This window comes from Ruegeria sp. CDSC081 (assembly GCF_059610485.1).
In genome coordinates, this window is record NZ_JBXWNS010000007.1 from 66,798 (window position 1) to 91,349 (window position 24,552).

Consider the following 24,552-nt stretch of genomic DNA (forward strand, 5'->3'; position numbering starts at 1 on the left):
CCCTGTTTCTTTTATTTGATGCGCTGTCCATTGGCCAGAATTTGACCATCTTCCTTGAACTCGATTGTCGAATTCAGCGTGTCGGGCTCTTCCCCTGGCACTGCCATGAGACCCATCATCATTCGCGCGCCCATTGCGTCTTGCTCGGCAATCAGACCCATACCGATCAGAGTGTCGATCAGGGCATTCGCACCAACCAGTTGCAGGTTCGCAACGCCAGCGGGGGTCGGCATACCGCCCAGTTCCTCAGTGTTGGAATTGTCGAAGGTGAAGTCACCATCGCCGGACAGTTCCGCACCGACCATAGAGACCAGCAACTCGTTGATCGTCAGAGAGTGCAATTCACCCGGCGCTTCGTCCGCAAACTCAAGCGCCTCTACGGCCTCGGGGTCAAAGAAGTTGGTCAGCACTTTGGCCGTACCGGAAAGGTCCAGCGCAATCGTGGCCGGATCGCGTGGCAGGGCGGCTGCAGGGTCAAAAATGCTCCACAGCACGTCTGACATAGTGAAGTCCGTCAAGTTTATCGCCAGCCCAAAGGGTTGAATCTCTTCGGATTCCTGTACCGGGAATTCGAACTTGAAACCGCCACTTTCCATGGCAATTTCGATTGGAAAGGGCAGTTCCGCCGTTGTTACAGCAATTTTGGCGCTGTTTTGTTCGACGTCATAAGCAATTCGGTTGGCGTCGATGCTGCCGGAAAGCCGTCCGCCTTCGGATTCGCTGGCCATCGAAAAGTCTTCGCCTTCGCTGCTGCCCGCCATCGAAGACTGGCCCGATCCGTAAGTAAAGAGACCCGAGAAGGCAAAGCCAGCGTCATAGAATGCCTGCGGGTCAGAGAAATTGAAATCTGAAGGGATAATGCTGGTGCCGTCGAAGGCCAGATCGCCAAGCGTGCCGTCGAATTTTCCAGCGTCGTCGCTTTCGGGATCCTGAAATGCCAAGCTGTAGGTCATCTCTGATGCCGTAAAGCTTTGGTCGACATCGCGGTTTTCGCCGATCTTCATTTGCGAGGTGCCGCTCACATCCGCCATTTCAAGGTAGCCACCGACCACTTCGGGCGCCAACGTTTCACCGTCGACTTCGATGTTACCCAGCTTGATTCCAAGGCTGTCTGCAGAGTAATCGTAAGTCACATCATCAGGATCGCCAGAGACGGTCATAACAAGCCCGCTGTGGACGTATTCGATATCGACTGTAAATGACTCGTCCTGACCATCGACATTGCCGGTGACGGTCATGGGGAAACTTTCCGGGACACCAATATTGACGCTCCCGTCGCCATTGTCGGTGAGGGTCATTTCAGGCATGGCCATGCTGAACGATCCCTCTTCTTCTGGGAGGTCCATCGACATTGTCAGGTTTTCGATGGTGATACCATTGCCGGTATCTGTCTGGTCACCTGATACAGTATAGCCCATCTGCGCCAGATAGGACTGCCAGTCATCCCAGACTTCCTGTGGAGTAACGTCGGCAAGCGCCCCCTGCGAAATGACAGTGTAGGCCAGAACTGCGCCGCAGGTGCGGCGGAGAAAAACGGACATCATAGAACCCTTCTTGATCAAATTTGCGCGCATGGTGATGCCGGTGGCGGCGGGCGTCAAGGGGGAAGGGCTGGACCCATTCCCCGTTCGCAGGATAGAGGTTCATAAATTCTCAGGACAATGGAGGTACTGGAACCTTATGCAGGGGAAAACCGTACTGATCACTGGGGCCAGTCGCGGCATCGGGGCCGAGGCAGGGCGCGTATTTGCCGCAGCAGGGGCTAATGTCGTGCTAGTGGCGCGTAATCGGGATCAAATTCAGATATTGGCGTCGTTGCTTGGTGAAAACGCTATTGCACTGGCCTGCGACGTCAGTGACTTCGCCCAGGTCGAGCTGGCCGTGGCGGAGTGTGTGAACAAGTTTGGCGGGCTGGATGTTCTGATAGGCAATGCTGGTGTCATTGACCCGATTTTCCATTTATCCAGCGCCGATGTCGCGTCCTGGGGTCAAGCGATCGACATCAACCTCAAGGGCGTATTTCATGGAATGCGCGCCGCGCTGCCGGTCATGCGTGCCGCGGGTGGCGGCACTGTCCTGACGGTCTCTTCCGGTGCGGCGTCGAACCCAGTCGAGGCCTGGAGCCATTATTGCGCCTCGAAGGCAGGGGCCAAGATGCTGACGGAATGTCTGCATCTTGAGGAATCCTCCCATGGGATCCGCGCCATGGGCCTGTCGCCCGGCACGGTTGCAACCGATATGCAGCGGGTCATCAAGGCCAGCGGGATCAACGCCGTCAGCCAGTTGGATTGGACCGATCATATCCCCGCCGATTGGCCGGCGCGGGCGCTGTTGTGGATGTGTTCGTCAGACGCGGATGAGTTTCTAGGCACCGAAATTTCGCTGCGGCGTGAGGATATTCGGCAAAGGGTTGGATTGACGTGATTGAATTGAACAAAGCGGACGGGCTGTGGACAGTCACACTCAACAACCCCGACAAGGCAAATGCGCTGACCTGTGCGATGCTGACCGAGCTGTGCGAGATTGCCGAGGCCGCTACCGACGCAAGTGCGCTGATCCTGACCGGGGCTGGCAAAGTGTTCAGCGCCGGCGCCGATCTGGAAGAGGCGCGCGCCGGCCTGGCGACCTCGGATCTGTGGGAGCGGTTGTCGGCTGCTATCGCCGCGTTACCCTGCCTGACGGTTGCCGCACTGAATGGAACGCTGGCTGGTGGGGCCAATGGCATGGTTCTGGCCTGCGATATCCGCATCGCCGTACCGGAAGCCAAGTTCTTTTATCCGGTTATGAAGCTGGGTTTTCTGCCACAACCCTCTGATCCCGCACGCATGGCGGCCCTGATCGGTCCGGCTCGGACAAAGATGATCTTGATGGCCGGGCAAAAGATCACTGCGGATGAGGCTTATGCCTTTGGGCTGGTCGATCGCGTGGTTGCACCTGAAGACCTGATGCAGACCTCCCTTGATCTGGTGGCTGACAGTGTCGCCGCCAATCCTGAAATTGCGACCGGTATCGCGCGGTTATGTTCATGAGGTTGTCTGCCCTGCGTCTGCGCGTGGCTGACACGGATCGTCTTGCCGAGTTTTACAGGGATGCAATGGGTATGACTGCACGCCGGCAGGGCGCAAGCCTGCGATTGGGATATGCCGGGCAGGATGCCGATCTGCTTTTGATGCCGGGCGGCGGCGGGTACACACATGATCGGGGCCAGAGATATTGGAAGATCGGCATCACCCTGCCGGATGTTGATCTGGCTGCCGCTTATTTGCGCGAAAAAGGCATCGAGGTTTCAGAGCCGGACCAGTTTCTGGATATTGGCTATATGTGCCACCTGACTGATCCCGAGGGTTTCGTGATCGAACTGCTACAACAGGATTTCCGTGGCAATCGCCCGGACGGTATCGCCGATCCCAAGATCCCTTTCGCGGATGCGCGTATTGGACAGATCACCTTGCGCACCGGGAATATCGCGGTCGAGGATGCCTTTTGTCGTGCACAGGGGATGCAGCTGCTATCTGTGCAGGATGTGGCACAATATGGGTTCGATCTGCACTTTTATGCTTTCACCGACGAGGTTCCCCCTAATGCCGACCTGTGGTCTGTTGAGAACCGCGAATGGCTTTGGAAACGCCCCTATACCACGCTCGAGTTTCAGCACAGCGCAGGTGCTACGTTTGCTCGGGCCCCCGATTTTCGGGGGCTTGAGATGCAGGGCTTGGCCCAGCCCGGCCATGATGCTTTTGGCGACCCTGTCCTGCCGGGCTGATTACCGACGACGCCGTTTTCCCGGCACTTTGGATCGAAAATCAGGGGGCCGTTTGCGAATCCAGTTCAGAAATCTTTCTAGGCGAGGGTGGGCGCGCAAAGCTTCGATCGTATTGAAATCCCGTGCCAGCTCCGCTTCGGTCAGGGTGGCGTGGATCTCTTTGTGGCAGATCAAATGCAGAAAAACCGTGGGGCCGCCCTTGCCCCCTTTCAGTTTTGGGATCAGATGGTGCAGGCTGCCGTTCCCATCGGGGATCGGCCGGTCGCAGAGGGGGCAGATCGGGTCGCGGTCGGTCATATCAGCGTAACGTCGCGCCGCAGGGCGCGAAAGGCAAGAGGACAGCAATGGCACAAGCCGTCGTGATCGGAGGCGGGCCAGCGGGCCTGATGGCGGCGGGTGAACTTGCCGCCGCAGGTCATGATGTGCTGGTGGCCGAGGCCAAACCCTCGGTTGCCCGAAAACTCTTGATGGCAGGGAAGTCTGGCCTGAACCTAACCAAGAATGAACCGCTCGAAACGCTCTTGTTGTCTTATGGCCCCGGTGCTGAGTGGCTGCGCCCTATGGTGGCGGAATTTGATGCCGCCGCCGTTCAGGACTGGGCGCGTGATCTGGGACAAGAGGTATTTACAGGCTCAACGGGGCGGGTGTTTCCAAAGGCTATGAAGGCCTCACCTCTGTTGCGGGCTTGGCTGGGGCGTCTTGATGCGGCTGGTGTGCAAATCAAAACCCGATGGCGGTGGACCGGATGGAACGGCGATGCTCTGGAATTCGATACTCCGGAAGGTCACCGGCAGATTGAGGCTGACACGACGATTCTGGCCATGGGCGGCGCAAGCTGGGCGCGATTGGGATCGGATGGAGCTTGGGCCCCACTGTTGCAAGGGGCGGGTGTCGACCTGTCGCCATTTGCCCCGGCGAACTCGGCCCTGTCAGTGGATTGGAGCGCACATATGCAGCCGCATTTCGGCGCTGCGATCAAATCCGTTGGGTGGACTGCCGGGGATGTGATCAGTCGCGGCGAGGCGACGATTTCATCCAAAGGCCTTGAAGGCGGAGGGCTCTATTCCCTGACGCCCGCTTTGCGAGAAGGAGCGCCGTTGAGTGTTGATCTGGTTCCCGATCTGGATGCAGCTACCTTGCAGCAGAAAATTGTAGCCAAGAAATCCAAGATGACGCAGTCGCAATGGATGAAGAAATCTCTGCATCTGTCTCCGCAAAAGATCGCTCTGTATCACGAGATGAACAGGGGAAGCGGTCTGAGTGTCGAAACGTTGAAATCTCTGCCCCTCAGCCACGCGGGGTTGCGGCCAATGGATGAGGCAATCTCAACCGTCGGAGGTGTTCGGCAAGGCGCTTTGGACGAAGGGTTGATGCTGAAATCCAGGCCCGGAATGTTCTGTGCCGGCGAGATGCTGGATTGGGAAGCTCCGACTGGTGGGTATCTGCTAACTGCCTGTCTGGCGACAGGGCGATGGGCTGGGCGATCAGCTGCAAACTGGCTGGCGCGGACCGCTTAACGCGACTTTGCCAGCATCGCCAGACGGATCATGGCACGTTCGACCAAAGCCATGGCTGGGGCCGTTTGCCCAGCTGACCGCAATGACAGATCCGTATCAGTCAGAACGGTCAAAGCGGTCTGCAGTTTGGGTGCCCCCCATCCCTGTGCTTGTCGCAGAATACGATCACGCCGCTTTCCATAGACGGGTGGGCGCAGCTTGCCGACGCCCTGTGCCGCGCCACCAGGATCAGCGGCACAGGCGTAAAGCGTTCGAAAGTGCCGGGTTGCTCCGATACACAGGCTGACCGCATTTGTACCTTGCGATTGCAGCCGTCGTATCAGCGGGCTAATCTCTCCGGCTCTGCCTTCGGCGACCACGTTCAGGACATCGTCCAGGGCGGCCTCGGTCGAGCTGGGTGCACAGGCCTCGATATCTTCGAGAGCCAATTCAGTATCGTCTCCGCGCTTGTAAAGAGACAATTTTTCAATGGTTTGCGTAAAGTCCCCGGGGCTGATGGCCGTGGCAAGTTCGGTGATGGCCGACATTGCATCCGGTGGAATGTTTTTGACTCCGGCCTGTGCCAGAACCCGTTCAACCTCGGCCCTAGAGGGCGGATCGTCATAGACCCCAACGGCATAGGCTGCGGGATGCGACTCGAATGCCTTACGGATCTTTGAGCTGGGTTTGAGCTGCCCAGCAGTCACGATGATCTGAGCGTCGCCCGTTGCCCAATCCTCGAATGCGGTAATGATGGCAGGGGCGGCGACATCAGTTGCATCTTCGACGAAAACTGCACGTGGGCCGGGGAAGAACCCGACAGCCTTGACCGCGTCCAGCAACAGTGCCGGTTCCCCGCGTAGATCACCACCTGGCATTCGGGTCAGGCGCATTTCCTCTTCGGCGCCTTCTCCCAGCAGGGCTGACAAGACCTGTTGCCGTTTCAAGGCCACACGCATCGCATCGGATCCGTAAATCAACAACCCTGCCTTGCCCGCGTCTGGTTTGGCGAAATACCCCTCAGCCTCGCGCGGGCTGAGCTTCATTGGGTCAGGCCCGGTGCTGCATAGAGGCGGTTCACGATCTGATCGGACAGGATGACCATCAGCCGTTCGGTCGCGTCACGCTCATCCGCAAGCGTCGAAACGGTTGAGCCCGCGGCGGAATAACCCACGAAATCATGGACATTTCCCGAAGCCACAATCCGCCCGGTTTCGGTGGATCTGAGGGCAAATTCCGCGCGCCCTTCGATGGTGTAGCGGTTGGTCTCGTTCGTTGTGGTGATCGCGGCAGATCGTGTGGCCGTCGAAACCGAGACATCCAGATCATAAAGCTTTTGTGCGCTCGCATCCCGGCCCAGCCGCTGCTCCAGATTCTGGACAAGCAGATAGCTTTCCACGGAATTCGGCTCGGATACGGCAACTTTGCCATACAGGGCCGACCCGGTTCCGCCCGGCGCATAGACGGGTTGGAACCCGCAGGCGGTCGCCAGCAAGCAAGCTGCCAGCGGCATCATCAAAAGGCTTCTGCGATTAAACAACGACATTCACGATCCGACCCGGGACAACGATCACTTTCTTCGGTACGGCACCGTCCAGCGCCTTTTGCACAGCTTCGGTGCTGAGCGCGATTTTTTCAACCTCTGCCTTGTCCATATCTTTTGGAACGCTGATTTCCGCGCGGCGTTTGCCGTTGATCTGGATCGGCAGGGTTACAGTGTCATCGACCAGCATAGCTTCGTCCGCGACGGGCCAGGGGGCTGTTGCGATCAAACCTTCGCCGCCCTGATGCGCCCAGATATCTTCGGCCAGATGTGGTGTCATCGGCGACATCAACTGTGCCAGCGTCTTTATCGCCTGCTTTTGGGCCGCTGCACCCGCTTTGGATTTTGCCAGCGTATTGGTAAACGCATAGAGCTTTGCAATGGCGGCATTAAAGCCGAAGCTATCAACACCAAGCGTCACGTCATGGATGGCTTTGTGCATCTCGCGCAGCAGGTCTTGATCCCCGTCGCCTTTTGCCTCGGGGTCCATCGCGCCGATCTTGTCGCAGAGGTTCCAGACACGGTTCAGGTGCTTGAATGCAGCCTCTGCGCCTGATGCTGTCCACTCCACATCCCGCTCGGGCGGTGAATCGGATAACACGAACCAGCGCGCGGTATCCGCGCCGAAGGCCGAGATGATGCTGACCGGGTCGACCACGTTTTTCTTGGATTTCGACATCTTGGCGGAGGGGATGATTTCGACCTCAGTGCCATCGGCGAGTTTGCCGTCGGTCACATCCTCGGGCAGGTGATAGACCGGACGGCCATTGGCGTCGCGGGTTTGATAAATCTCGTGCGTGACCATGCCTTGGGTGAACAAGGCATCAAAGGGCTCGATGGCCTTTTTCGGCAAATGGCCAGTGATCTGCATCGCCCGCGCAAAGAAGCGGGAATAGAGCAAGTGCAGGATAGCGTGTTCGATGCCGCCGATATATTGATCGACATTCATCCAGTATTCAGCCTCGGCCAGATCGGTCGGCGTTTCCGCGTGCGGAGCCGTAAAGCGGGCGAAATACCACGACGAATCGACGAACGTATCCATCGTGTCGGTTTCTCGCTTGGATGGCGCACCGCAAGACGGGCAGGCGCAGTCGCGCCAGGTCGGGTGGCGGTCCAGAGGATTGCCCGGTTTGTCAAAAGTGACATCGTCGGGCAGGCGGATCGGCAGGTTCTCTTTCTTTTCGGGCACCACGCCGCAAGAGTCGCAATGCACCACGGGAATCGGGCAGCCCCAATAGCGCTGACGGGACAGACCCCAATCGCGCAGGCGATATTTGGTGACACCTTCACCCCAGCCCGCCTTTTCCGCGAAATCGACGGTGGTGTTGATTGCGTCATCACCCGTGGCCTCGGTCAGGCCGGCGAAGTGGTTTACCCAGCGGACTTTCTCGGTTTTCGGCGGCACGAATGCGGTTTTGTCGACCGGCGTGTCATTATCAAGCGCAAAGAACGTGTCGACGACGGGCAAACCGTACTTACGGCAGAAATCCAGGTCGCGCTGGTCGTGGGCCGGGCAGGCAAAGATGGCGCCGGTGCCGTAATCCATCAGGATGAAATTGGCGATCCAGACCGGCAGCTCCCAATTCGGATCCAGCGGGTGTTTGACCTTGATACCAGTGTCATAGCCCAGCTTTTCGGCGGTCTCTATGGCCTCTTCCGTGGTGCCGCCCTTGCGGCATTCGGCAACGAACTCAGCAACTTCGGGGTTTTCGGCCTCAAGTTGCTTGGCAATCGGATGGTCCGGCGAGATGCCGACGAAAGACGCCCCCATCAGCGTATCGGGGCGCGTTGTATAGACGGTGATTGGCTCACCACTATCGACGCGTTCAAAGCCAAACTGCAATCCACGCGACTTGCCGATCCAGTTTTCCTGCATCAGGCGCACTTTTGCCGGCCAGTTCTCCAGCGTGTCCAGCGCATCCAGCAATTCCTCAGAGTAATCGCTGATCTTGAAGAACCATTGCGTCAGCTCGCGCCGTTCAACCATTGCGCCCGAGCGCCAGCCGCGCCCGCCTTCGACTTGTTCATTGGCCAGTACGGTCATATCGACCGGATCCCAGTTCACCACGGCGTTCTTGCGGTAAACCAGACCGGCCTTGAGCATATCCAGAAACAGCGCCTGCTGCTGGCCGTAATATTCCGGGTCGCAGGTGGCAAATTCGCGCGACCAGTCGATGGACAGGCCCAGAGGCTTCATCTGGCTGCGCATGTCGGCGATGTTGCCATAGGTCCAGTCTTTCGGGTGACCGCCAATAGCCATCGCAGCGTTTTCTGCAGGCATCCCGAACGCGTCCCATCCCATCGGGTGCAGCACGTTATGGCCGGTCGCAAGCTTGTGGCGCGCGATTACGTCGCCCATCGTATAGTTGCGCACATGTCCCATATGGATGCGGCCAGACGGGTAGGGGAACATTTCAAGCACATAGTATTTCGGCTTGTCCGCCTTGTGGTTGGCGGTGAAGATTCCGGCCTTGTCCCAGGCCTCTTGCCATTTTGCTTCGATTTCGGTGGCCGAATAGCGCGACATCGTGCGGTCCTTCGTAATGAAAACGCCGGGCATGAACCCGGCGTGGTAATATTGTGATTTGAAGCGGGTTGCTAGAGCTTGTTGTCCGCAATGCGCAGCTGACGGGCGCGGGACAGGATTGCATCTTCGATTGCGCGTGTGGTTGCCGCGCTGACTGGGGCACCCCCGCTGGTCTGCAGTGCAACCGACAAGGATCGTGCCGCCAGGGCGGGATCGCTGATGTGAACCGTGGCTCTGTATTGCCGCCCACCACCAGGAGGCGTGCCGTAACCTGTTACGATTACACCGGTAAAGGGATCGACTTCCTGCACGGGCAGAAAGTTAAGGACATCCAGCGAGGCAGCCCACAGATAGCGGTTCACATTGGTAACCTGCTCGGCGTCTGCGGTGTTGAATACATCCCAGATCGTTGAGCGATTCGGATCGTTCAGCTCACGCTCGTCCGAGCGACCGCCATCCACATTGAGTGGCGTTGCACTGGGTTCTGCGTTGCGATTCTGTCCGCAAGCCGACACCGCGGCTGTCACTATGATCAAACCGAAAATTGTCTGCAGGCGCATGTTGGACAGGTTCCGTTTCGTTGGTTTTAGGTTATTCACGTTACTCCTAGACAAGGTCTGGTTCGTCAACAAGCTTAATCTTGTCACATCCAGAGCAGGCTTCGGGGTTGATTCAGTGGGCAAATCAGACTGTGGCATCCTTGCACCAATTCTAGGCCAATGCGCGTCAGTTTTTATGCCAAGCTTGCGTGACAGGGGCAAAAAGGGCGAAACGGTTCCCGTGCTGAGACATGTGCCTAAGCACGTGTCGAGTTAAAAAACTTTTGAAACCGAGGGAAACAAGATGAAAAAAGTTCTCTTCGCATCGACCGCACTGATTGCAACCGCAAGTGTTGCAGCGGCCGAAGTTAAGTTCAGCGGCTACGGCCGTTTTGGTATTGGTTATCAGGAGGACCGCACAGCGGCCACCACCACCACCACTACCACCACCACTACTGCAAGTAGTGCAACTGTTCAGAACGTTAACGTGTTCGCGAACGACACTGACGACGCAATCCTGGTCTCGCGCTTCCGCTTGAACATCGACGGCACAGCCGAAACCGATGGCGGCGTTGAGTTCTCGGCTCGTGTACGTCTGCAGGCTGACGAAGACTCGTCCACCGGCGAAGCCAACTCGGCTGGCCTGAACGGCGCGCGCTTCTCGGTCATCTACGGTGGTCTGCGTGTTGACGCCGGCAACGTTGCTGGTTCTTTCGACAACTTGGCAAACTACTACGGTAACGAGCCTGGCCTGGAAAACTTCATCGGTCAGTATTCCGCCGTTGACTATAGCTTCCTGGGTTACTCGTCGACCGGTTCGGGTTCGAACGCTGTGTTCTTCCAGTACGCAGTTGGTGACTTCGCCTTTGGTGCGTCGTACGACCAAGCAACTATCTTTAACGGTGGTGGCAGCACAACCGACGCGGATCGTTGGGACGTAAGCGCGACTTACACCTTCAACAACATCACTGCAGCGCTGGCCTATGGTCAAACTGACGCGGGCACTGGTGGCGACGATCCAAGCCTGCTGGTCTTCACCCTGGGTGCAGAATTCGGCGACTTCTCGGGTACGCTGTTTGTTGCTGACGATAAAACCGAAGTTGACGCCACCGACGGCACTGCTTGGGGTGTATCGGGTGCCTACAATGTTGGCGCCGCGACCACTCTGACCTTCGCCTACGGTGACGGTAACGCTGATGCGGACACGCAGCAGTACGGCATCGGCGCCATCTACGACCTGGGTGGCGGTGTATCGCTGCGCGGTGGTGTAGGTGTCAGCGACTGTGACGTCTGCGACGACTCGACCACACGTGCCGACTTTGGTGCACAGTTCAACTTCTAAGTTGATCTGAGCCGCAAGGTTTAAGGGCAGGTCTTCGGACCTGCCCTTTTCTTTTTGTCCGGCATAGTGTTTTTCTTCGCCCATAACTGATCGAGGACCCAAATGTCGCTGCAAGAAATATCTGCCCGGATAACCAAAGCCGAAACTGCCTCGGGGCGGGACGTCGGGGCCGTGAAGCTGATCGCCGTGTCAAAGGTTCAGCCGAATGAGCGTGTAGCGGGAGTGCTTGCTTTAGGGCATCGCTGTTTCGGTGAAAACAGGGTTCAAGAAGCCGTCGGAAAATGGCCGGAATTCAAATTGCAGTACCCGGATGTCGATTTACATCTGATTGGGCCGTTGCAAACGAACAAAGCCCGTCAGGCGTTGGATCTGTTCAGCACGATCCATTCCGTTGATCGTCCGAAACTGGCCAGCACTCTGGCCCGGCTCGCGCAAGAGGTCGGCACTTGCCCGGACCTGTTCATTCAGGTCAATACCGGTGAAGAGGATCAAAAGGCAGGAATTCTGCCCGCCGAGGCGGATGCATTTATTGCCGATTGCCGCGGGCTCGACCTTCCGATTCAGGGCCTGATGTGCATTCCACCTGTCGAGGAAGAGCCATCTCTGCATTTCGCCTTGCTTGCCAAGATAGCTGAACGCAATGGTCTGAAAGGGCTATCCATGGGGATGAGCAGCGATTTCGAGCAGGCCATTGCACTTGGCGCGACCCATGTGCGCGTCGGCTCGGCCATTTTCGGCGAACGAGTTAAGCCTGAGGGATAATCAGCCGCGTGCCTGGCTCGATTCGACGTGCGATCCACCGCAGATGGTCGCGCCGAAAGGCAACGCAGCCTTCTGTAGGAAAACCAGGCCGTCGCCATTGATGCAGGAAAATTGCTGAACCGCGCCCGGCCACCGCATTGGGCCAGTTCCAGTCAGTGATCAGAACCAGATCGTAAAGCGGGTCCGCGCGGCGGAGTTTTTCGTGGCTGAAAGGATAAGGTGCGCTGACCATATGATTGTACTGCGTGTCTTGCACATCATCTGACCAGAGGTCCTGAGGACCGATTGGGATGGCCCAAGGCGACGGTCTTGCGAGCCGGTCGGGCCGGTACAGCATACCAACGATGTTGAGACAGCCGGTCGGCGTGGCGCCGTCCCCCTCACGCTTGCTGTTGCTTAACCCACCTTTCCCGATCGAACAGGGGAAATACCCGCCGCGAAAACGAACGCCGTGTCGGGTTAGAACCAGATCTGCGGGTGTCACAGCAAATGTCCCGACTTGGCTGCTTTGGTGGCCAGATAGTCGCGGTTATGGGCAGTTTCGCCGACTTTCAGCGGGACGCGCTCGGTGACGGCGATGCCGGTCTTCTCCATCATCGCGATCTTGGCGGGGTTGTTGGTCAACAGCCTTACGGAACTGAAGCCGAGCAATTTCAGGATGTCCGAGCCCAGACGGAAATCGCGCTCGTCATCCTCGAACCCGAGACGGTGATTGGCCTCGACTGTATCGAACCCTTGATCCTGCAGGAAATAGGCGCGCATCTTGTTGGCCAAGCCAATCCCGCGGCCTTCCTGATTCAGATACAGAAGTACTCCTGCCCCTTCAGACCCCATCTGGGCCAGGGCCCCACGCAGTTGTGGCCCGCAATCACATTTCAAGCTGCCCATCAGATCACCGGTGAAGCAGGCCGAATGCAGCCGAGCCAATACCGGTTTGCTGCGGTCGGGGCGGCCGATCTCTATTGCGTAATGTTCCTCGCCGCCATCTTCAGGGCGAAAAACGTGCAGGCGCCCGGCTTCGGATACCTCCATCGGCAGTCGGGCGGCCACGACCTCATTCAAAAGGCTTCGATCCGACAGATGTGGCGCGGCGCGGGTATGGTCAATACATGTCAGGCCATGTGCAGTAGCGAAGGTTCGACCATCTTGAACAGGAACAACGATTGCCGCCGGCAGAAGGTGGGCTGACTTGGTCAAAGCAATGGCAATGCGATGCAGATTGGCGTTGCCCTGACGCTCTGTCATCAGTGGGCCTTTCATAGGCGCGTTCAGATCGTCCGAGGGATCGGCCACCGCCTGCACCCAGGCAACATCGGCATCTGCCGGAACGATCACACGCGCCAGGTCACCGTCATAGGCCCGTGCCTTTAATGTCTCGGCCCGTCGGACAGTCACTGCGACTACAGGATCGCCACCCAGACCTTGCAAGTCGGCAAGCCGCTGTGCGCTCAGCGTTTCCGACGCAATGGCCAGTACGCTAAAGCCGGTGTCATCCGTCAGGGCGACCGGCAAGCCCATGCGCAGGTCAGCCCGTGCCCGAGCAACCAGTTCCGAGATATCCGGGATAAGACTCATCTATTGTTACCCTGTAACGATCAGCCCTTCATGTAGCCTGATCAAAAGGAAATGTGAAACAATTCCTCATCCTGAGACACGAGGGCGTGAAACGGTTGCAGCAAACCTTGTTGATTGCATCTTTCGCGCGCAAGTGGTGGAAAAGGGCTTAGGAGGACCGGATATGGCACAGCTAAAAAAAATCCTGCTAGTGGATGATGATGAGGATCTGCGCGAAGCGTTGAGCGAACAGCTCGTGATGACCGAGGATTTTGATGTATTCGAAGCGTCGGACGGGGCATCAGCCATGGAGCGGGCTCGCGAGGCGATTTACGATCTGGTCATTCTGGATGTTGGCTTGCCCGACACGGATGGGCGCGAGCTGTGCCGCCTGATGCGCAAGCAAGGTGTGAAAAGCCCGATCCTGATGCTGACCGGTCATGACAGTGACGCGGACACCATCCTGGGTCTGGATGCCGGTGCCAATGACTATGTTCCCAAGCCGTTCAAGTTTCCGGTCCTTCTGGCTCGTATCCGTGCGCAGCTTCGCCAGCATGAACAATCAGAAGACGCGGTATTTGTGCTCGGGCCTTATACGTTCAAGCCGGCGATGAAGATGCTGATCACCGACGAAGACCGCAAGATTCGCCTTACCGAGAAGGAAACCAATATCCTCAAGTTCCTGTACCGGTCCGCCGACGGTGTCGTCGCCCGTGACATTCTGCTGCATGAGGTCTGGGGCTATAATGCCGGTGTCACCACGCATACGCTGGAAACTCATATCTATCGCCTGCGTCAGAAGATCGAGCCCGATCCATCCAACGCGCGCCTTTTGGTCACAGAATCGGGTGGATATCGCTTGGTATCGTAACTTGATGTGGATTGACTTGGATCAAAGTGATACCCTGTAGACATCTTTAAGTTACTCCCAACCCGTACATGTCCGGGTAATGACATGTACCTCCCTGTTGGACTGCCGGGCCTGATGGCCCGGCCTTTTTTGTTTGTGCTGCAAAGTGTTTTGCGGCTCCTAGCGGATTGCGACAAAGTGTATGTTCATGTAATGTTCTATTTCTGGAGTGCAAAATTGGAGGCGAAAGTGATTCATGGAAGTTGCCTGTGTGGCGCCGTAAAATTCCAACTTACCAGTGAACCTTCGGTTATGGGAACATGCCATTGTTCGCGTTGTCGGAAGGCAGGTGCAAGCACTGTTGTCTTCGTCAAGAAAGATGATGTTGTTTGGCTGGACGGTAAGGACCGAGTTGTCACTTACCAGCCTGAACCGCCCTATAAATATGGCAGGTGTTTCTGCGATACCTGTGGGACGTCGCTTGGTGAAATTCTGGCTGATGCGGACAGTTTTCCGATTGCGGCCAATGCGCTGGACACTCCGTTTGATCTGAAAGTCCAGTTTCACGAATCCGTATCTGAGAAACCGCATTGGTACGAGATTTGCGATGATGCGCCCCAATCCTCAGGGCATCCGTCCTGATAATTTCTTTTACGATGGTACCTGTGAAAGCACCGCGTTAGGGTGCGCCAACCGCGACAGAGGAATTCCCTATGCCTTTTACTCTTGCCACATGGAACATCAACTCGGTCCGTCTGCGCGAGCCTATCGTGCTGAAATTGTTGCGCGAAGAGGCGCCGGATGTTCTGTGCCTGCAGGAATGCAAGTCTCCGGTGGACAAGATCCCCACCGAAGGGTTTGCCGAACTGGGTTACACTCACATGGTTGCGCGCGGGCAAAAGGGCTACAACGGCGTTGCGATCCTGTCTCGCCTGCCGATGGTCGAGGCGGGTGACATGGATTTCGCAGATCTCGGCCATGCGCGCCATATCGCGGGGCGGCTGGAAAACGGCGTGACGATTCACAATTTCTATGTCCCTGCGGGCGGTGATGTGCCGGATCGTGAGGTGAATGAGAAATTTGGCCAGAAGCTGGATTACCTGACCGATATGCGTGACTGGTTCCACGCGGAAAAGCCGGAAAAATCCATTCTGGTTGGTGATCTGAATATCGCTCCGCGTGAGGATGATGTCTGGTCGCACAAACAGTTGCTCAAGGTCGTTTCGCATACACCGGTCGAGGTCGAGGCTTTGGCCGAAACGCAGGACGCAGGCGGTTGGGTCGATGTCACCCGGCAGGACATCCCCGAAGGGCAGCTTTATAGCTGGTGGTCCTATCGCGCGCGGGATTGGGACGTGGCCGACAAGGGGCGGCGGCTGGATCACGTCTGGGCGACCCCGGATATCTCGAATGCAGGCCATTCCAGCCGCGTTCTGCGCAATGCGCGCGGGTGGGAAAAGCCCAGTGATCACGCCCCGATCTTTGCGACCTTTGACGTCTGACGTGAAACTCTGCCCTTGGTTTCCGGGTCAAGCGACTGCATATAGAGCGCAAGTTTAATCGAAAGAGTGACAGCCATGGACCTTCTGAACGGCGCAGACACCCCCGCCACCGATCTGATCAAGGACGGGACCGAAGCCACTTTTATGGCGGATGTGGTCGAAGCCTCGCAGGACGTGCCGGTAATCGTTGATTTCTGGGCACCGTGGTGCGGCCCATGCAAAACGTTGGGCCCGCTGTTGGAAGAGGCTGTGACCGCCGCCAAGGGTGCGGTCAAGATGGTCAAAGTCAATGTGGACGAAGCACAGATGATCGCCTCACAGATGCGCGTTCAGTCTATCCCGACCGTGTATGCCTTTCACAAAGGCCAACCGATCGACGGATTTCAGGGCGCAGTGCCCGGATCCGAGATCAAAGCATTTGTAGATCGCGTGATCGAGGCGACAGGTGGCGAAAGCCCGGGTGGTCAACTGGACGATGCTGTCGAGGCTGCCGAGGAAATGCTGACCGAAGGTGCCGCAGCGGATGCCGCTCAGACCTTTGCTGCCATTCTGGGTGAGGATCCGAACCACGCCATCGCTTATGGTGGGCTGGTACGCGCGCATATCGCCACTGGCGATTTGGAGCAGGCCGAGGCAATTTTGAACGGTGCCCCGGCGGAGATTTCCACATCGCCAGAGCTTGAAGCGGCAAACGCACAGTTGGAACTGGCCAAGCAAGCGGCAGATGCCGGCCCGGTGGCCGAATTGACCGCAGCGGTTGAGGCCGATCCTGACAATCATCAGGCACGGTTCGATCTGGCGCAGGCCCTGCATGCCAATGGCGAGGTTGAAGAGGCGGTGGCGCAGCTGCTGGAAATGTTCCGCCGTGACCGTGAATGGAACGAAGGCGCGGCCAAGTCTCAGCTGTTCACGATATTTGATGCGCTCAAACCCAATGATCCGATTGTTCTGAACGGGCGGCGCAAGCTCAGCTCGATGATATTTGCCTAATTCTGGATCAGGGCTACACTCGGGTACATGATGCATCCCGCTGATCTGCCGGAAACGGTATCCGTTTTCCCTTTGCCCGGGGCGCTGTTGCTGCCCCGATCGCGCTTGCCGTTGCATATATTTGAGCCGCGCTATCTGCAGATGTTGGACGACGCTTTGAAAACCCAGGAACGATTGATCGGGTTGGTCCAACCGAACCCCTGTCAAAGCAACGAAAACAAGCTGCACCAAATTGGCTGCGCGGGGCGGGTGACGCAGTTTTCCGAAACTGAAGACGGCCGCTATCTGATCACTCTGACCGGCATCTCCCGGTTCCGTATTCAGGCCGAGTTGGATGCATTTACCCCATACCGCCGTTGTAACGTGGCCTGGCGCGGGTTTGACCGTGATCTTGGCAAGGTCGAGCACGACGAGGGTTTTGATCGGGTGGGGCTTTTGAAGCTGTTGGAAAAGTTCTTTTCGTCGCGAAAGTTGTCGGCTGATTGGGATATGTTGAAAGACGCGAATGATGAACTGCTTGTGAATTCGCTGTCGATGTTGTTGGATTTTGATCCGGAAGAAAAACAAGCCTTGCTAGAGGCTCCCTGTTTGCGCACCCGACGCGAGACTTTGGTGACACTGATTGAATTCGCCATGCGCGGCGGAGCGAATGAGGAAACACTACAATGACCACCGTTGAACACGCTTTTGACCGCCACATGCTTGAGGCGCTAATTTGTCCAAAGACGCATACAACGCTGCATTATGATGCTGAAAAACAGGAACTGGTGTCAAAAGCGGCGGGTTTGGCCTTTCCGATCCGCAATGGCATTCCCGTCATGTTGGTGGATGAGGCGCGAGAGCTGGACTAGATCGCCCGACCCTGCAGTAGTTTTGGCAGGTCCCCAGTCAGGCCAGCGGCCTCGCGCACGAAACCGCGACGCAGGCCGGGTAGTGACCCGACGACGCCCATCCCGATATCCCGTCCGATCCGTAGTAGAGGATTGTCGTTGGAAAACAGCTTGTTGAACACATCCGTCGCCATCGCCAAAGACGCGGTATCAAACCGTCGCCATTCCTGAAAACGCTCCAAAACCAGTGGCGAACTAATATCTTCCCCGCGCCGTCCGGCCAGGGTCAGCACCTCGGCCAGGGCGCCCACGTCGCGCAGGCCCGCATTCAGGCCTTGGCCTGCAATCGGGTGCATTCCATGGGCTGCGTCTCCGACCAGTGCCATCCGTTCTCCGATGAAAGAGTTGGCGATGGTCAGGTTCAGCGGATAGGTAAACCGATCTCCGGCCAGACGGATTTCGCCCAGGAAATCGCCGAATCTGGGGCGCAGGACCTGCAGATAGTCCTCCTCGGGCAGGGCGTTGATGCGCTTGGCCATTTCTGCTCGCTCGCTCCAGACGATAGAGCTGCGATTGCCGGTCAGAGGCAGAATAGCCAAAGGGCCGGGTGGCATGAAGAACTGATGCGCGATGCCGTGATGCGGCAAGTCATGTTCGATGGCGCAGACCAGCGCGGTCTGCCCGTAATCCCATCCTGTGCGATTGATCCCGGCACGTTCCGCTGTGCCGCTGCGACGCCCATCGCATCCGATCAGCAGCGCACCCTTGACGACCGCGCCATCATCCAATGTCAGGCTGACGCCTGTTCCCGAGGTCTGCTGTGACACTACCGTCTTGCCGCTGATCTGGGTAATGGCCTTTTCCGCGGCCATCGCGTCCAGAAAGGCACGGCGCAGGTGGCGGTCTTCGACCATAAAGCCCATCGGACCTTCTTCGATCTCGGCATGGTCGAAATGCATGAAAAACGGCGACGGGCCAGCGCCTGCATGGCCATCGGTGACCTTGATTTCGAGCATTGGCTGCGCGTGTTTGGCAACCCGTGTCCAAACCCCAATCGCCTCTAGCAGGCGCTGCGAGGCCAGGGCCAACGCATAGGCTCTGCCGTCAAAAGCCGCATTTTTGCGAACCTTTTCGGCCAGCGCGTCAATGACGGTAACTCTGTGCCCTGTTTGTGCCAGTGCCAAAGCCAAAGCGGGGCCATTCAAGCCGCCGCCGACGATCAGGATATCCGAGCTCTGTTCCATGCTGCGCACTATGCGCGCCCATTCGGGATTGTCCATGTGCGGTCCTGTCGCTACCGTCGCTGGGAATGCAGAAATTGAAGGGGGCAGTGATGCAGGATTGGTTGTCGATGACGGCTTGTGATCTGGGTCGGGGCATTGGCATGGGCCAGATTGACCCGGTTGAACTGACAGAGACCTTTCTGACTGCGATAGCAGCCCACCCGCATCGCGACCGTATCTATGCTCGCGTGACCGAAACGCGCGCCCGAGCCGAGGCTGAGGCGGCGCAGGAGCGGGCCAAGCTGGGATTGCGCCGATCATTGTTGGATGGGGTGCCGATCAGTTGGAAAGACCTGTTCGATACTGCCGGGACTGCCACCGAGGCAGGAACGGTACTGCTGAAAGACCGGGTTCCCAAAACTGATGCAATCGTGCTGCGAAATGCCAGTGCCATGGGCGCTGTATGCCTTGGCAAAACCCATATGAGCGAGCTGGCCTTTTCCGGCCTGGGTTTGAATCCAATCACCGGAACGCCGCCCTGCATAGATGATGAGGATGCGGTTCCCGGAGGATCATCTTCGGGGGCTGCGGCATCCGTGGCTTGGGGATTGGCGGCTTGCGCGATCGGCTCGGATACTGGTGGGTCAGTGCGGATACCGTCAGCCTGGAACAATTTGGTTGGGCTGAAAACCACCGCCGGGCGGGTCAGCCTGGAGGGTACAGTCCCGTTGTGCCTGCGGTTTGATACCGTTGGACCGCTGGCCCGCTCGGTCGAAGATGCGGCCCATATGCTGGCCATGCTGGAGGGCGGTACGCCAGCTGATTTGCGCGGAGCCAATCTAAAGGGGCGTCGTTTCGCGGATTTACAGACTGTCGCCAAGGATGATTTGCGCGCAGAGCCGCGTGTCGCTTACGAGGATGCCCTGGATCGGTTGCGTGAGGCCGGTGCAGATATCCTGCCTCTTGAGGTCCCTGAACTGACCGACGCGATGGGGCTGTCGGGGGTTCTTTACACCACCGAAGCCTATGGCCTGTGGCGCGATGTGATCGAGGCCAACCCAGATGTGATGTATCCCGAAATACTCGAACGGTTCCGTGCCGGACGAAATGCTTCGGGCCCCGATTATGTTGCAGCCTGGTCAAGGCTGAAGGCGTGTCGCGGTGCATGGGACGTAGCCACTGCCGGGTTTGACGCCGTTTTGGCCCCAACTGCACCGATCCTGCCGCCCAATCTTGAACGGCTGATGAGCGATCATGACTATTACGTTACCGAAAACCTGCTGGCTTTGCGGAACACCCGGATCGGCAACCTCATGGGGCTGGCAGCGCTGACCTTGCCGACCGGAAAACCGGGCTGCGGGCTGATGATGATGGGTTATCCGGGGTCCGAAGAGGCGCTTTTGCGGCTTGGTTCCGCGGCCGAGGCCGCATTGGCCTGAATGCCACAATCCCCTGATTCGGCACCGCTTTGTCTGGACGAAGCCCCGCCCGGCCTGTAACCTGCTTGAAAACGGGGCGAAATGATCCCGATATTGAGGCAGTAGTTATGAATTTCCCCGAGCGGTTTTCGAACCTTCCGGAATACGCATTCCCGCGCCTGCGCACCCTGTTGGATCATCACCAACCGGGCGGTGAAGTGATTCACATGACCATTGGCGCGCCGATGCACGCTTTTCCGGCCTGGGTCAGCGACGTGATTGCGGAAAATGCTGCCGGTTTTCAGGGATATCCGCCGAATGAGGGTTCGGCCGAGCTGCGCGGTGCGATCACTGACTGGATTGCACGCCGTTATGGCGTCACGATGGATCCGGACACGCAGGTTATGGCCCTGAACGGGACGCGCGAAGGGCTGTATAACGCCGCCATGGCGCTGTGCCCCGAACAGAAATACGGACAAAAACCGGTCGTTCTGTGCCCGAACCCGTTCTATCAGGTCTATATGGTTGCCTCGATCTCGGTCGGGGCTGATCCGGTTTTTGTCCCGGCCACGGCGGCCACAGATCATCTGCCGGACTATGCGGGATTGCCCGCGGATGTGCTGAACCGCACTGTCGCCGCTTATATCTGCTCACCGGCCAACCCGCAGGGCGCAGTTGCCACGCGTGAATACTGGGTCGAGCTGATCCGGTTGGCTGAAACATATGATTTCCGCATCTTCGCCGATGAATGCTATTCCGAGATTTACCGCGACACAGCGCCTACAGGTGTTCTGACGGTCGCAAAGGAACTGGGCGCTGATCCTGAACGGATCACCCTGTTCAACTCGCTGTCAAAGCGGTCGAACGTGGCCGGGCTGCGGTCTGGCCTGATTGCAGGCGGGCCGGAAACGATCAAGCGGGTCAAGCAGTTACGCAATTATGCAGGCGCGCCATTGCCGCTGCCGTTGCAGGCCGCCGCCGCAAGGCTCTGGGCCGATGAGGCGCATGTGGACGAGAATCGCGCGCTCTATCAGGAAAAATACGCCATCGCAGACCAGGTGTTTGCAGGCATCCAGGGCTATATGCCGCCCGAGGCAGGGTTCTTTCTGTGGCTGCCGGTCGAGAATGGCGAGGAAACCGCATTGAAACTGTGGCAGCAGACCGGAGTTCGGGTGCTGCCGGGCGCATATCTTTCTCAAGGTGATCCGGGGAAAAACCCGGGCGAGCAATTTATCCGGGTCGCGATGGTGGCCCCAAAAACAGAGATGCGGCAGGGGCTGATCACGCTCCGCGACTGCATCTATTCGTGAGGTACGAGGGCAAAATGGCATCATATAACGCGCGCAACCGCGATCCATTGCTGGACAGCACGACTCAGGCCGCCATCGAAAGGCGCAGCAAAGAGTTGATCGGCATCGCCCTGATCCTACTTGGGTTGGCTTCGGCGGCAATGATCTGGTCCTACACACCGGATGACCCGAACTGGATGGTGTCGACGGATGCACCAGTGCAGAACTGGATGGGGCGTGTTGGTGCCTCGATCGCGGCGCCATTGTTCATGATTGTCGGTTGGGGCAGTTGGAGCATCGCGTTGGTGTTGATCGGCTGGGGTGTGCGTTTTGCCGGGCATTTCGGTGAAGATCGTGCCGTCGCCCGCCTGATATTTGCACCGATCTGGATCGCCATTGTCTCGGTCTATGCGGCGACATTAGTGCCGGGTGAGGCTTGGCGCGTAACGCATAGTTTTGGTCTGGGTGGATTGTTTGGGGATACGGTCATGGGTGCCTTCCTGACCTTGTTGCCCATATCCTCGCATTTTATTGTCAAGCTGATGTCTCTGGCGATGGCTATTGGGATGCTGACGCTGGGCGTGTTTGTTCTTGGTTTCACCAAGGACGACGTGAGCAAGGGGTTCCGTGCCTTCCTGCTGGGGCTGGTTATGTCCTATGACATACTGATGAATCTGCTGGGCCGTGGGGCTGCTGCAACAGCGGAGGCTGCGCGCGAACGTCGTGCCCAATGGGACGAACGCAAGTTGGCCCGCGCCGAAGGGGCCGTGTTCGACGACGAGATTGCCTTTGCCGACCCTGTTTATGACGAGCCGCTTCTGGAAGCGCCCGAACCGGTAAAGACCGGCCTTCTGTCGCGCATTCCTGATCTGATCCGTCGCCCGGACCCCATGCCCGAACCCGAGCTGATCGACCGTGAACCTGTCGCGGGTTACGAGGAAATGCCGGGCGAGGACCGAATCCGTTCAAAGATTTCTGCCGCTGTGCGCAACCGTAAGGTTGCAGTCGGAGAGATGGATCCTGAGCCCGATCCCGATCTGCCGCTGACCAAAGGGCGGGGCCGTGGACCTGATCCGTTGATCCTGAACGCAGGGCCTGCGGACGATCTGCCGCCAGAGCCGCCAGTGACATCAACCGGGCTGCCGCCCGAGCCGATGCTGTCAGCGCAGCCTGAAACAGAATGGCAGGAACCGCTGCATCAGGATTTTGCGCCCGAGCCGGATTTCGATGACGAGGCCGTTTTCGAGGATGACGCCGATGAGATGCCGCAAGTCCGCCCGGCGATGAAAATCCCCGTGGCCGAGCCGCGCAAGCCGGTGGTAGCTCAACCCGTGCGCCGCACCCCGCCACCCTCGCGCCGGGCCCAGGCCGAGGCCCAGCCCGCGTTGTCGTTCGAAGAAAAGCACTCCGATTTCGAACTGCCTCCGCTGGGCCTGCTGTCTAACCCCTCCAGCATTCAGCGCCATCACCTGAGCGATGAGGCCCTGGAAGAGAATGCGCGGATGTTGGAAAATGTGCTGGATGACTATGGCGTCAAAGGTGAGATCGTCAGCGTCCGCCCCGGTCCGGTTGTCACCATGTACGAACTTGAGCCGGCTCCGGGTTTGAAAGCCAGCCGTGTTATTGGTCTGTCGGATGACATTGCCCGCTCGATGTCGGCCCTCTCGGCGCGGGTTTCGACCCTGCCGGGCCGCTCGGTCATCGGGATCGAACTGCCCAATGAAAACCGTGAAATGGTGGTACTGCGCGAAATCCTTTCGAGCCGTGACTTCGGAGACGGCAATCAGGCGCTGCCTTTGGCGCTGGGCAAGGATATTGGCGGTGAATCCGTTGTGGCCAATCTGGCCAAGATGCCCCACCTGCTGATCGCGGGGACCACCGGTTCCGGTAAATCGGTGGCGATCAACACGATGATCCTGTCGTTGCTGTATAAGCTGACGCCGGATGAATGCCGCCTGATCATGATCGACCCCAAGATGCTGGAATTGTCGGTCTATGACGGCATCCCGCATCTGCTCTCACCCGTGGTGACCGACCCGAAGAAGGCGGTTGTCGCCTTGAAATGGGTCGTGGGAGAGATGGAGGATCGCTATCGCAAGATGTCCAAGATGGGCGTGCGTAACATCGCGGGCTATAACGGCCGCGTGAAAGACGCGCTGTCCAAGGGCGAAATGTTCAGCCGCACGGTCCAGACCGGTTTTGACGACGAAACGGGTGAACCGATGTTCGAGACCGAGGAATTCGCACCCGAGTCGATGCCCTATATCGTTGTTATTGTCGACGAGATGGCCGACCTGATGATGGTCGCTGGCAAAGAGATCGAGGCCTGCATCCAACGTCTGGCGCAGATGGCGCGGGCCTCGGGTATCCACCTGATCATGGCCACGCAGCGCCCCTCGGTCGATGTGATTACCGGCACGATCAAGGCGAACTTTCCGACCCGGATTTCCTTCCAGGTGACGTCAAAGATCGATAGCCGCACCATTCTTGGTGAAATGGGCGCCGAACAACTGCTGGGTCAGGGTGACATGCTGTATATGGCGGGTGGCGCGAAGATCACCCGTTGCCACGGTCCGTTTGTCTCGGATGAAGAGGTCGAGGAAATCGTCAACCATCTGAAGCAATTCGGCCCGCCGGATTATATGAGCGGTGTGGTCGATGGACCGACCGAGGAAAAGGCTGATAATATCGACGCTGTTCTGGGTTTGAACACCGGGGGCAACACCAATGGCGAAGACGCCCTGTACGATCAGGCCGTGGCGATTGTGATCAAGGATCGCAAATGCTCGACCTCGTATATCCAGCGGAAACTTGCCATTGGCTATAACAAAGCTGCGCGTCTGGTTGAGCAGATGGAGGACGAAGGCATTGTTTCATCGGCAAATCACGTCGGAAAACGCGAAATCCTGGTGCCAGAGCAATAG

General features: G+C 58.0%; 24 protein-coding genes. 15 read left to right on the forward strand and 9 right to left on the reverse strand.

All coding sequences use genetic code 11. The annotated features are described in order from the left end of the window. Window positions 1-11 precede the first annotated feature (11 nt). Window positions 12-1,541 (reverse strand): DUF2125 domain-containing protein, encoded by a 1,530-nt coding sequence (locus AC2FH9_RS14325; protein ID WP_496871989.1) that lies wholly within the window; start codon window positions 1,539-1,541, stop codon window positions 12-14. Window positions 1,542-1,680: 139 nt separating this feature from the next. Between AC2FH9_RS14325 and AC2FH9_RS14330 the strand changes: the two genes are divergently transcribed. Genes AC2FH9_RS14330 through AC2FH9_RS14340 form a run of 3 tightly spaced genes read left to right on the forward strand, consistent with a single transcriptional unit; the run spans window position 1,681 to window position 3,763 of the window. Further along, window positions 1,681-2,424 carry an SDR family oxidoreductase gene (locus AC2FH9_RS14330; RefSeq protein WP_496750434.1) on the forward strand — a complete coding sequence of 248 codons (744 nt, stop codon included), beginning with the start codon at window positions 1,681-1,683 and terminating at the stop codon, window positions 2,422-2,424. Further along, window positions 2,421-3,029, forward strand: coding sequence for an enoyl-CoA hydratase/isomerase family protein (locus tag AC2FH9_RS14335; RefSeq protein WP_496750353.1), 609 nt, complete (start codon window positions 2,421-2,423; stop codon window positions 3,027-3,029). The genes AC2FH9_RS14330 and AC2FH9_RS14335 overlap by 4 nt, the downstream gene beginning before the upstream one ends. Next, window positions 3,026-3,763, forward strand: a complete 738-nt coding sequence (locus tag AC2FH9_RS14340) for a VOC family protein (RefSeq protein WP_496750354.1) — start codon at window positions 3,026-3,028, stop codon at window positions 3,761-3,763. The genes AC2FH9_RS14335 and AC2FH9_RS14340 overlap by 4 nt, the downstream gene beginning before the upstream one ends. Here the strand turns inward: AC2FH9_RS14340 and AC2FH9_RS14345 are convergent, their stop codons facing one another. Beyond that, window positions 3,764-4,060, reverse strand: a complete 297-nt coding sequence (locus tag AC2FH9_RS14345; protein ID WP_496750355.1) for an HNH endonuclease — start codon at window positions 4,058-4,060, stop codon at window positions 3,764-3,766. Window positions 4,061-4,107: 47 nt separating this feature from the next. Here AC2FH9_RS14345 and AC2FH9_RS14350 point away from each other — a divergent pair, with 47 nt between their 5' ends. Then, complete coding sequence (locus AC2FH9_RS14350) at window positions 4,108-5,280, forward strand: TIGR03862 family flavoprotein (RefSeq protein WP_496871990.1); 1,173 nt, start codon at window positions 4,108-4,110, stop codon at window positions 5,278-5,280. On the opposite strand, the gene holA is transcribed toward AC2FH9_RS14350, so the two are convergent. The 4 genes from holA to AC2FH9_RS14370 form a co-directional block, all read right to left on the reverse strand. Further along, entirely contained in the window at window positions 5,277-6,305 is a 1,029-nt protein-coding gene (holA, locus tag AC2FH9_RS14355) for a DNA polymerase III subunit delta (RefSeq protein WP_496750357.1), read from the reverse strand. The genes AC2FH9_RS14350 and holA overlap by 4 nt on opposite strands. After that, window positions 6,302-6,805: an LPS assembly lipoprotein LptE gene (gene lptE / locus AC2FH9_RS14360; RefSeq protein ID WP_496697588.1), complete on the reverse strand. Its 504-nt coding sequence runs from the start codon at window positions 6,803-6,805 to the stop codon at window positions 6,302-6,304. Before lptE ends, holA begins: the two co-directional genes overlap by 4 nt. Further along, window positions 6,792-9,329: a leucine--tRNA ligase gene (leuS, locus tag AC2FH9_RS14365; RefSeq protein ID WP_496871993.1), complete on the reverse strand. Its 2,538-nt coding sequence runs from the start codon at window positions 9,327-9,329 to the stop codon at window positions 6,792-6,794. The genes lptE and leuS overlap by 14 nt, the downstream gene beginning before the upstream one ends. Before the next feature lie 71 nt (window positions 9,330-9,400). After that, window positions 9,401-9,889, reverse strand: a complete 489-nt coding sequence (locus AC2FH9_RS14370) for a DUF3576 domain-containing protein (RefSeq protein WP_142637277.1) — start codon at window positions 9,887-9,889, stop codon at window positions 9,401-9,403. Between the two features lie 283 nt (window positions 9,890-10,172). On the opposite strand from AC2FH9_RS14370, the gene AC2FH9_RS14375 reads away from it, so the two are divergent. Together AC2FH9_RS14375 and AC2FH9_RS14380 are read left to right on the forward strand one after the other, a co-directional pair. Continuing rightward, a complete protein-coding gene (locus AC2FH9_RS14375; protein ID WP_496692521.1) occupies window positions 10,173-11,210 on the forward strand; it encodes a porin in 1,038 nt (345 codons plus the stop codon). A 102-nt stretch (window positions 11,211-11,312) separates the two neighbouring features. Beyond that, window positions 11,313-11,972: a YggS family pyridoxal phosphate-dependent enzyme gene (locus AC2FH9_RS14380; protein WP_496871995.1), complete on the forward strand. Its 660-nt coding sequence runs from the start codon at window positions 11,313-11,315 to the stop codon at window positions 11,970-11,972. Here AC2FH9_RS14380 and AC2FH9_RS14385 read toward each other — a convergent pair. Further along, the gene (locus AC2FH9_RS14385) at window positions 11,956-12,456 is read right to left on the reverse strand and encodes a L,D-transpeptidase family protein (RefSeq protein ID WP_496694165.1); all 501 of its coding nucleotides are present in this window, start codon (window positions 12,454-12,456) and stop codon (window positions 11,956-11,958) included. The two genes, AC2FH9_RS14380 and AC2FH9_RS14385, sit on opposite strands and share 17 nt — an antisense overlap. Further along, window positions 12,453-13,547, reverse strand: coding sequence for a GTP cyclohydrolase II (ribA, locus tag AC2FH9_RS14390; protein WP_496871996.1), 1,095 nt, complete (start codon window positions 13,545-13,547; stop codon window positions 12,453-12,455). Before ribA ends, AC2FH9_RS14385 begins: the two co-directional genes overlap by 4 nt. A gap of 163 nt (window positions 13,548-13,710) precedes the next feature. Between ribA and AC2FH9_RS14395 the strand changes: the two genes are divergently transcribed. The 6 genes from AC2FH9_RS14395 to AC2FH9_RS14420 all read left to right on the forward strand — a co-directional run bounded on the left by AC2FH9_RS14395 (window position 13,711) and on the right by AC2FH9_RS14420 (window position 17,719). Further along, a complete protein-coding gene (locus AC2FH9_RS14395; protein WP_142637092.1) occupies window positions 13,711-14,397 on the forward strand; it encodes a response regulator transcription factor in 687 nt (228 codons plus the stop codon). 228 nt (window positions 14,398-14,625) lie between these two features. Continuing rightward, on the forward strand, window positions 14,626-15,018 hold the full coding sequence (locus AC2FH9_RS14400) for a GFA family protein (protein ID WP_271949675.1): 393 nt from the start codon (window positions 14,626-14,628) through the stop codon (window positions 15,016-15,018). 71 nt (window positions 15,019-15,089) lie between these two features. Continuing rightward, complete coding sequence (locus AC2FH9_RS14405) at window positions 15,090-15,878, forward strand: exodeoxyribonuclease III (protein WP_496871998.1); 789 nt, start codon at window positions 15,090-15,092, stop codon at window positions 15,876-15,878. Window positions 15,879-15,953: 75 nt separating this feature from the next. Further along, the gene (gene trxA / locus AC2FH9_RS14410) at window positions 15,954-16,868 is read left to right on the forward strand and encodes a thioredoxin (RefSeq protein WP_496872000.1); all 915 of its coding nucleotides are present in this window, start codon (window positions 15,954-15,956) and stop codon (window positions 16,866-16,868) included. A 27-nt stretch (window positions 16,869-16,895) separates the two neighbouring features. Further along, window positions 16,896-17,537: an LON peptidase substrate-binding domain-containing protein gene (locus tag AC2FH9_RS14415; RefSeq protein WP_496689925.1), complete on the forward strand. Its 642-nt coding sequence runs from the start codon at window positions 16,896-16,898 to the stop codon at window positions 17,535-17,537. Continuing rightward, window positions 17,534-17,719, forward strand: a complete 186-nt coding sequence (locus AC2FH9_RS14420) for a Trm112 family protein (RefSeq protein WP_142637084.1) — start codon at window positions 17,534-17,536, stop codon at window positions 17,717-17,719. Before AC2FH9_RS14415 ends, AC2FH9_RS14420 begins: the two co-directional genes overlap by 4 nt. Here AC2FH9_RS14420 and AC2FH9_RS14425 read toward each other — a convergent pair. After that, on the reverse strand, window positions 17,716-18,942 hold the full coding sequence (locus tag AC2FH9_RS14425) for an FAD-dependent monooxygenase (RefSeq protein ID WP_496872050.1): 1,227 nt from the start codon (window positions 18,940-18,942) through the stop codon (window positions 17,716-17,718). The genes AC2FH9_RS14420 and AC2FH9_RS14425 overlap by 4 nt on opposite strands. Before the next feature lie 89 nt (window positions 18,943-19,031). Here AC2FH9_RS14425 and AC2FH9_RS14430 point away from each other — a divergent pair, with 89 nt between their 5' ends. The 3 genes from AC2FH9_RS14430 to AC2FH9_RS14440 all read left to right on the forward strand — a co-directional run bounded on the left by AC2FH9_RS14430 (window position 19,032) and on the right by AC2FH9_RS14440 (window position 24,552). Beyond that, window positions 19,032-20,360: an amidase gene (locus AC2FH9_RS14430; RefSeq protein WP_496697603.1), complete on the forward strand. Its 1,329-nt coding sequence runs from the start codon at window positions 19,032-19,034 to the stop codon at window positions 20,358-20,360. A 107-nt stretch (window positions 20,361-20,467) separates the two neighbouring features. Further along, on the forward strand, window positions 20,468-21,649 hold the full coding sequence (locus AC2FH9_RS14435; protein ID WP_496750366.1) for an aminotransferase class I/II-fold pyridoxal phosphate-dependent enzyme: 1,182 nt from the start codon (window positions 20,468-20,470) through the stop codon (window positions 21,647-21,649). A 14-nt stretch (window positions 21,650-21,663) separates the two neighbouring features. Then, on the forward strand, window positions 21,664-24,552 hold the full coding sequence (locus tag AC2FH9_RS14440) for a DNA translocase FtsK (protein WP_496872004.1): 2,889 nt from the start codon (window positions 21,664-21,666) through the stop codon (window positions 24,550-24,552).

Coding starts and splice junctions, on each gene's coding strand:
- AC2FH9_RS14325 (WP_496871989.1), bottom strand. CDS start 1,541: ATGTCCGTTTTTCTCCGCCGCACCTGCGGCGCAGTTCTGGCCTACACT.
- AC2FH9_RS14330 (WP_496750434.1), top strand. CDS start 1,681: ATGCAGGGGAAAACCGTACTGATCACTGGGGCCAGTCGCGGCATCGGG.
- AC2FH9_RS14340 (WP_496750354.1), top strand. CDS start 3,026: ATGAGGTTGTCTGCCCTGCGTCTGCGCGTGGCTGACACGGATCGTCTT.
- AC2FH9_RS14345 (WP_496750355.1), bottom strand. CDS start 4,060: ATGACCGACCGCGACCCGATCTGCCCCCTCTGCGACCGGCCGATCCCC.
- AC2FH9_RS14350 (WP_496871990.1), top strand. CDS start 4,108: ATGGCACAAGCCGTCGTGATCGGAGGCGGGCCAGCGGGCCTGATGGCG.
- holA (WP_496750357.1), bottom strand. CDS start 6,305: ATGAAGCTCAGCCCGCGCGAGGCTGAGGGGTATTTCGCCAAACCAGAC.
- lptE (WP_496697588.1), bottom strand. CDS start 6,805: ATGTCGTTGTTTAATCGCAGAAGCCTTTTGATGATGCCGCTGGCAGCT.
- leuS (WP_496871993.1), bottom strand. CDS start 9,329: ATGTCGCGCTATTCGGCCACCGAAATCGAAGCAAAATGGCAAGAGGCC.
- AC2FH9_RS14370 (WP_142637277.1), bottom strand. CDS start 9,889: ATGCGCCTGCAGACAATTTTCGGTTTGATCATAGTGACAGCCGCGGTG.
- AC2FH9_RS14375 (WP_496692521.1), top strand. CDS start 10,173: ATGAAAAAAGTTCTCTTCGCATCGACCGCACTGATTGCAACCGCAAGT.
- AC2FH9_RS14380 (WP_496871995.1), top strand. CDS start 11,313: ATGTCGCTGCAAGAAATATCTGCCCGGATAACCAAAGCCGAAACTGCC.
- ribA (WP_496871996.1), bottom strand. CDS start 13,547: ATGAGTCTTATCCCGGATATCTCGGAACTGGTTGCTCGGGCACGGGCT.
- AC2FH9_RS14395 (WP_142637092.1), top strand. CDS start 13,711: ATGGCACAGCTAAAAAAAATCCTGCTAGTGGATGATGATGAGGATCTG.
- AC2FH9_RS14405 (WP_496871998.1), top strand. CDS start 15,090: ATGCCTTTTACTCTTGCCACATGGAACATCAACTCGGTCCGTCTGCGC.
- trxA (WP_496872000.1), top strand. CDS start 15,954: ATGGACCTTCTGAACGGCGCAGACACCCCCGCCACCGATCTGATCAAG.
- AC2FH9_RS14415 (WP_496689925.1), top strand. CDS start 16,896: ATGATGCATCCCGCTGATCTGCCGGAAACGGTATCCGTTTTCCCTTTG.
- AC2FH9_RS14420 (WP_142637084.1), top strand. CDS start 17,534: ATGACCACCGTTGAACACGCTTTTGACCGCCACATGCTTGAGGCGCTA.
- AC2FH9_RS14425 (WP_496872050.1), bottom strand. CDS start 18,942: ATGGAACAGAGCTCGGATATCCTGATCGTCGGCGGCGGCTTGAATGGC.
- AC2FH9_RS14430 (WP_496697603.1), top strand. CDS start 19,032: ATGCAGGATTGGTTGTCGATGACGGCTTGTGATCTGGGTCGGGGCATT.
- AC2FH9_RS14435 (WP_496750366.1), top strand. CDS start 20,468: ATGAATTTCCCCGAGCGGTTTTCGAACCTTCCGGAATACGCATTCCCG.
- AC2FH9_RS14440 (WP_496872004.1), top strand. CDS start 21,664: ATGGCATCATATAACGCGCGCAACCGCGATCCATTGCTGGACAGCACG.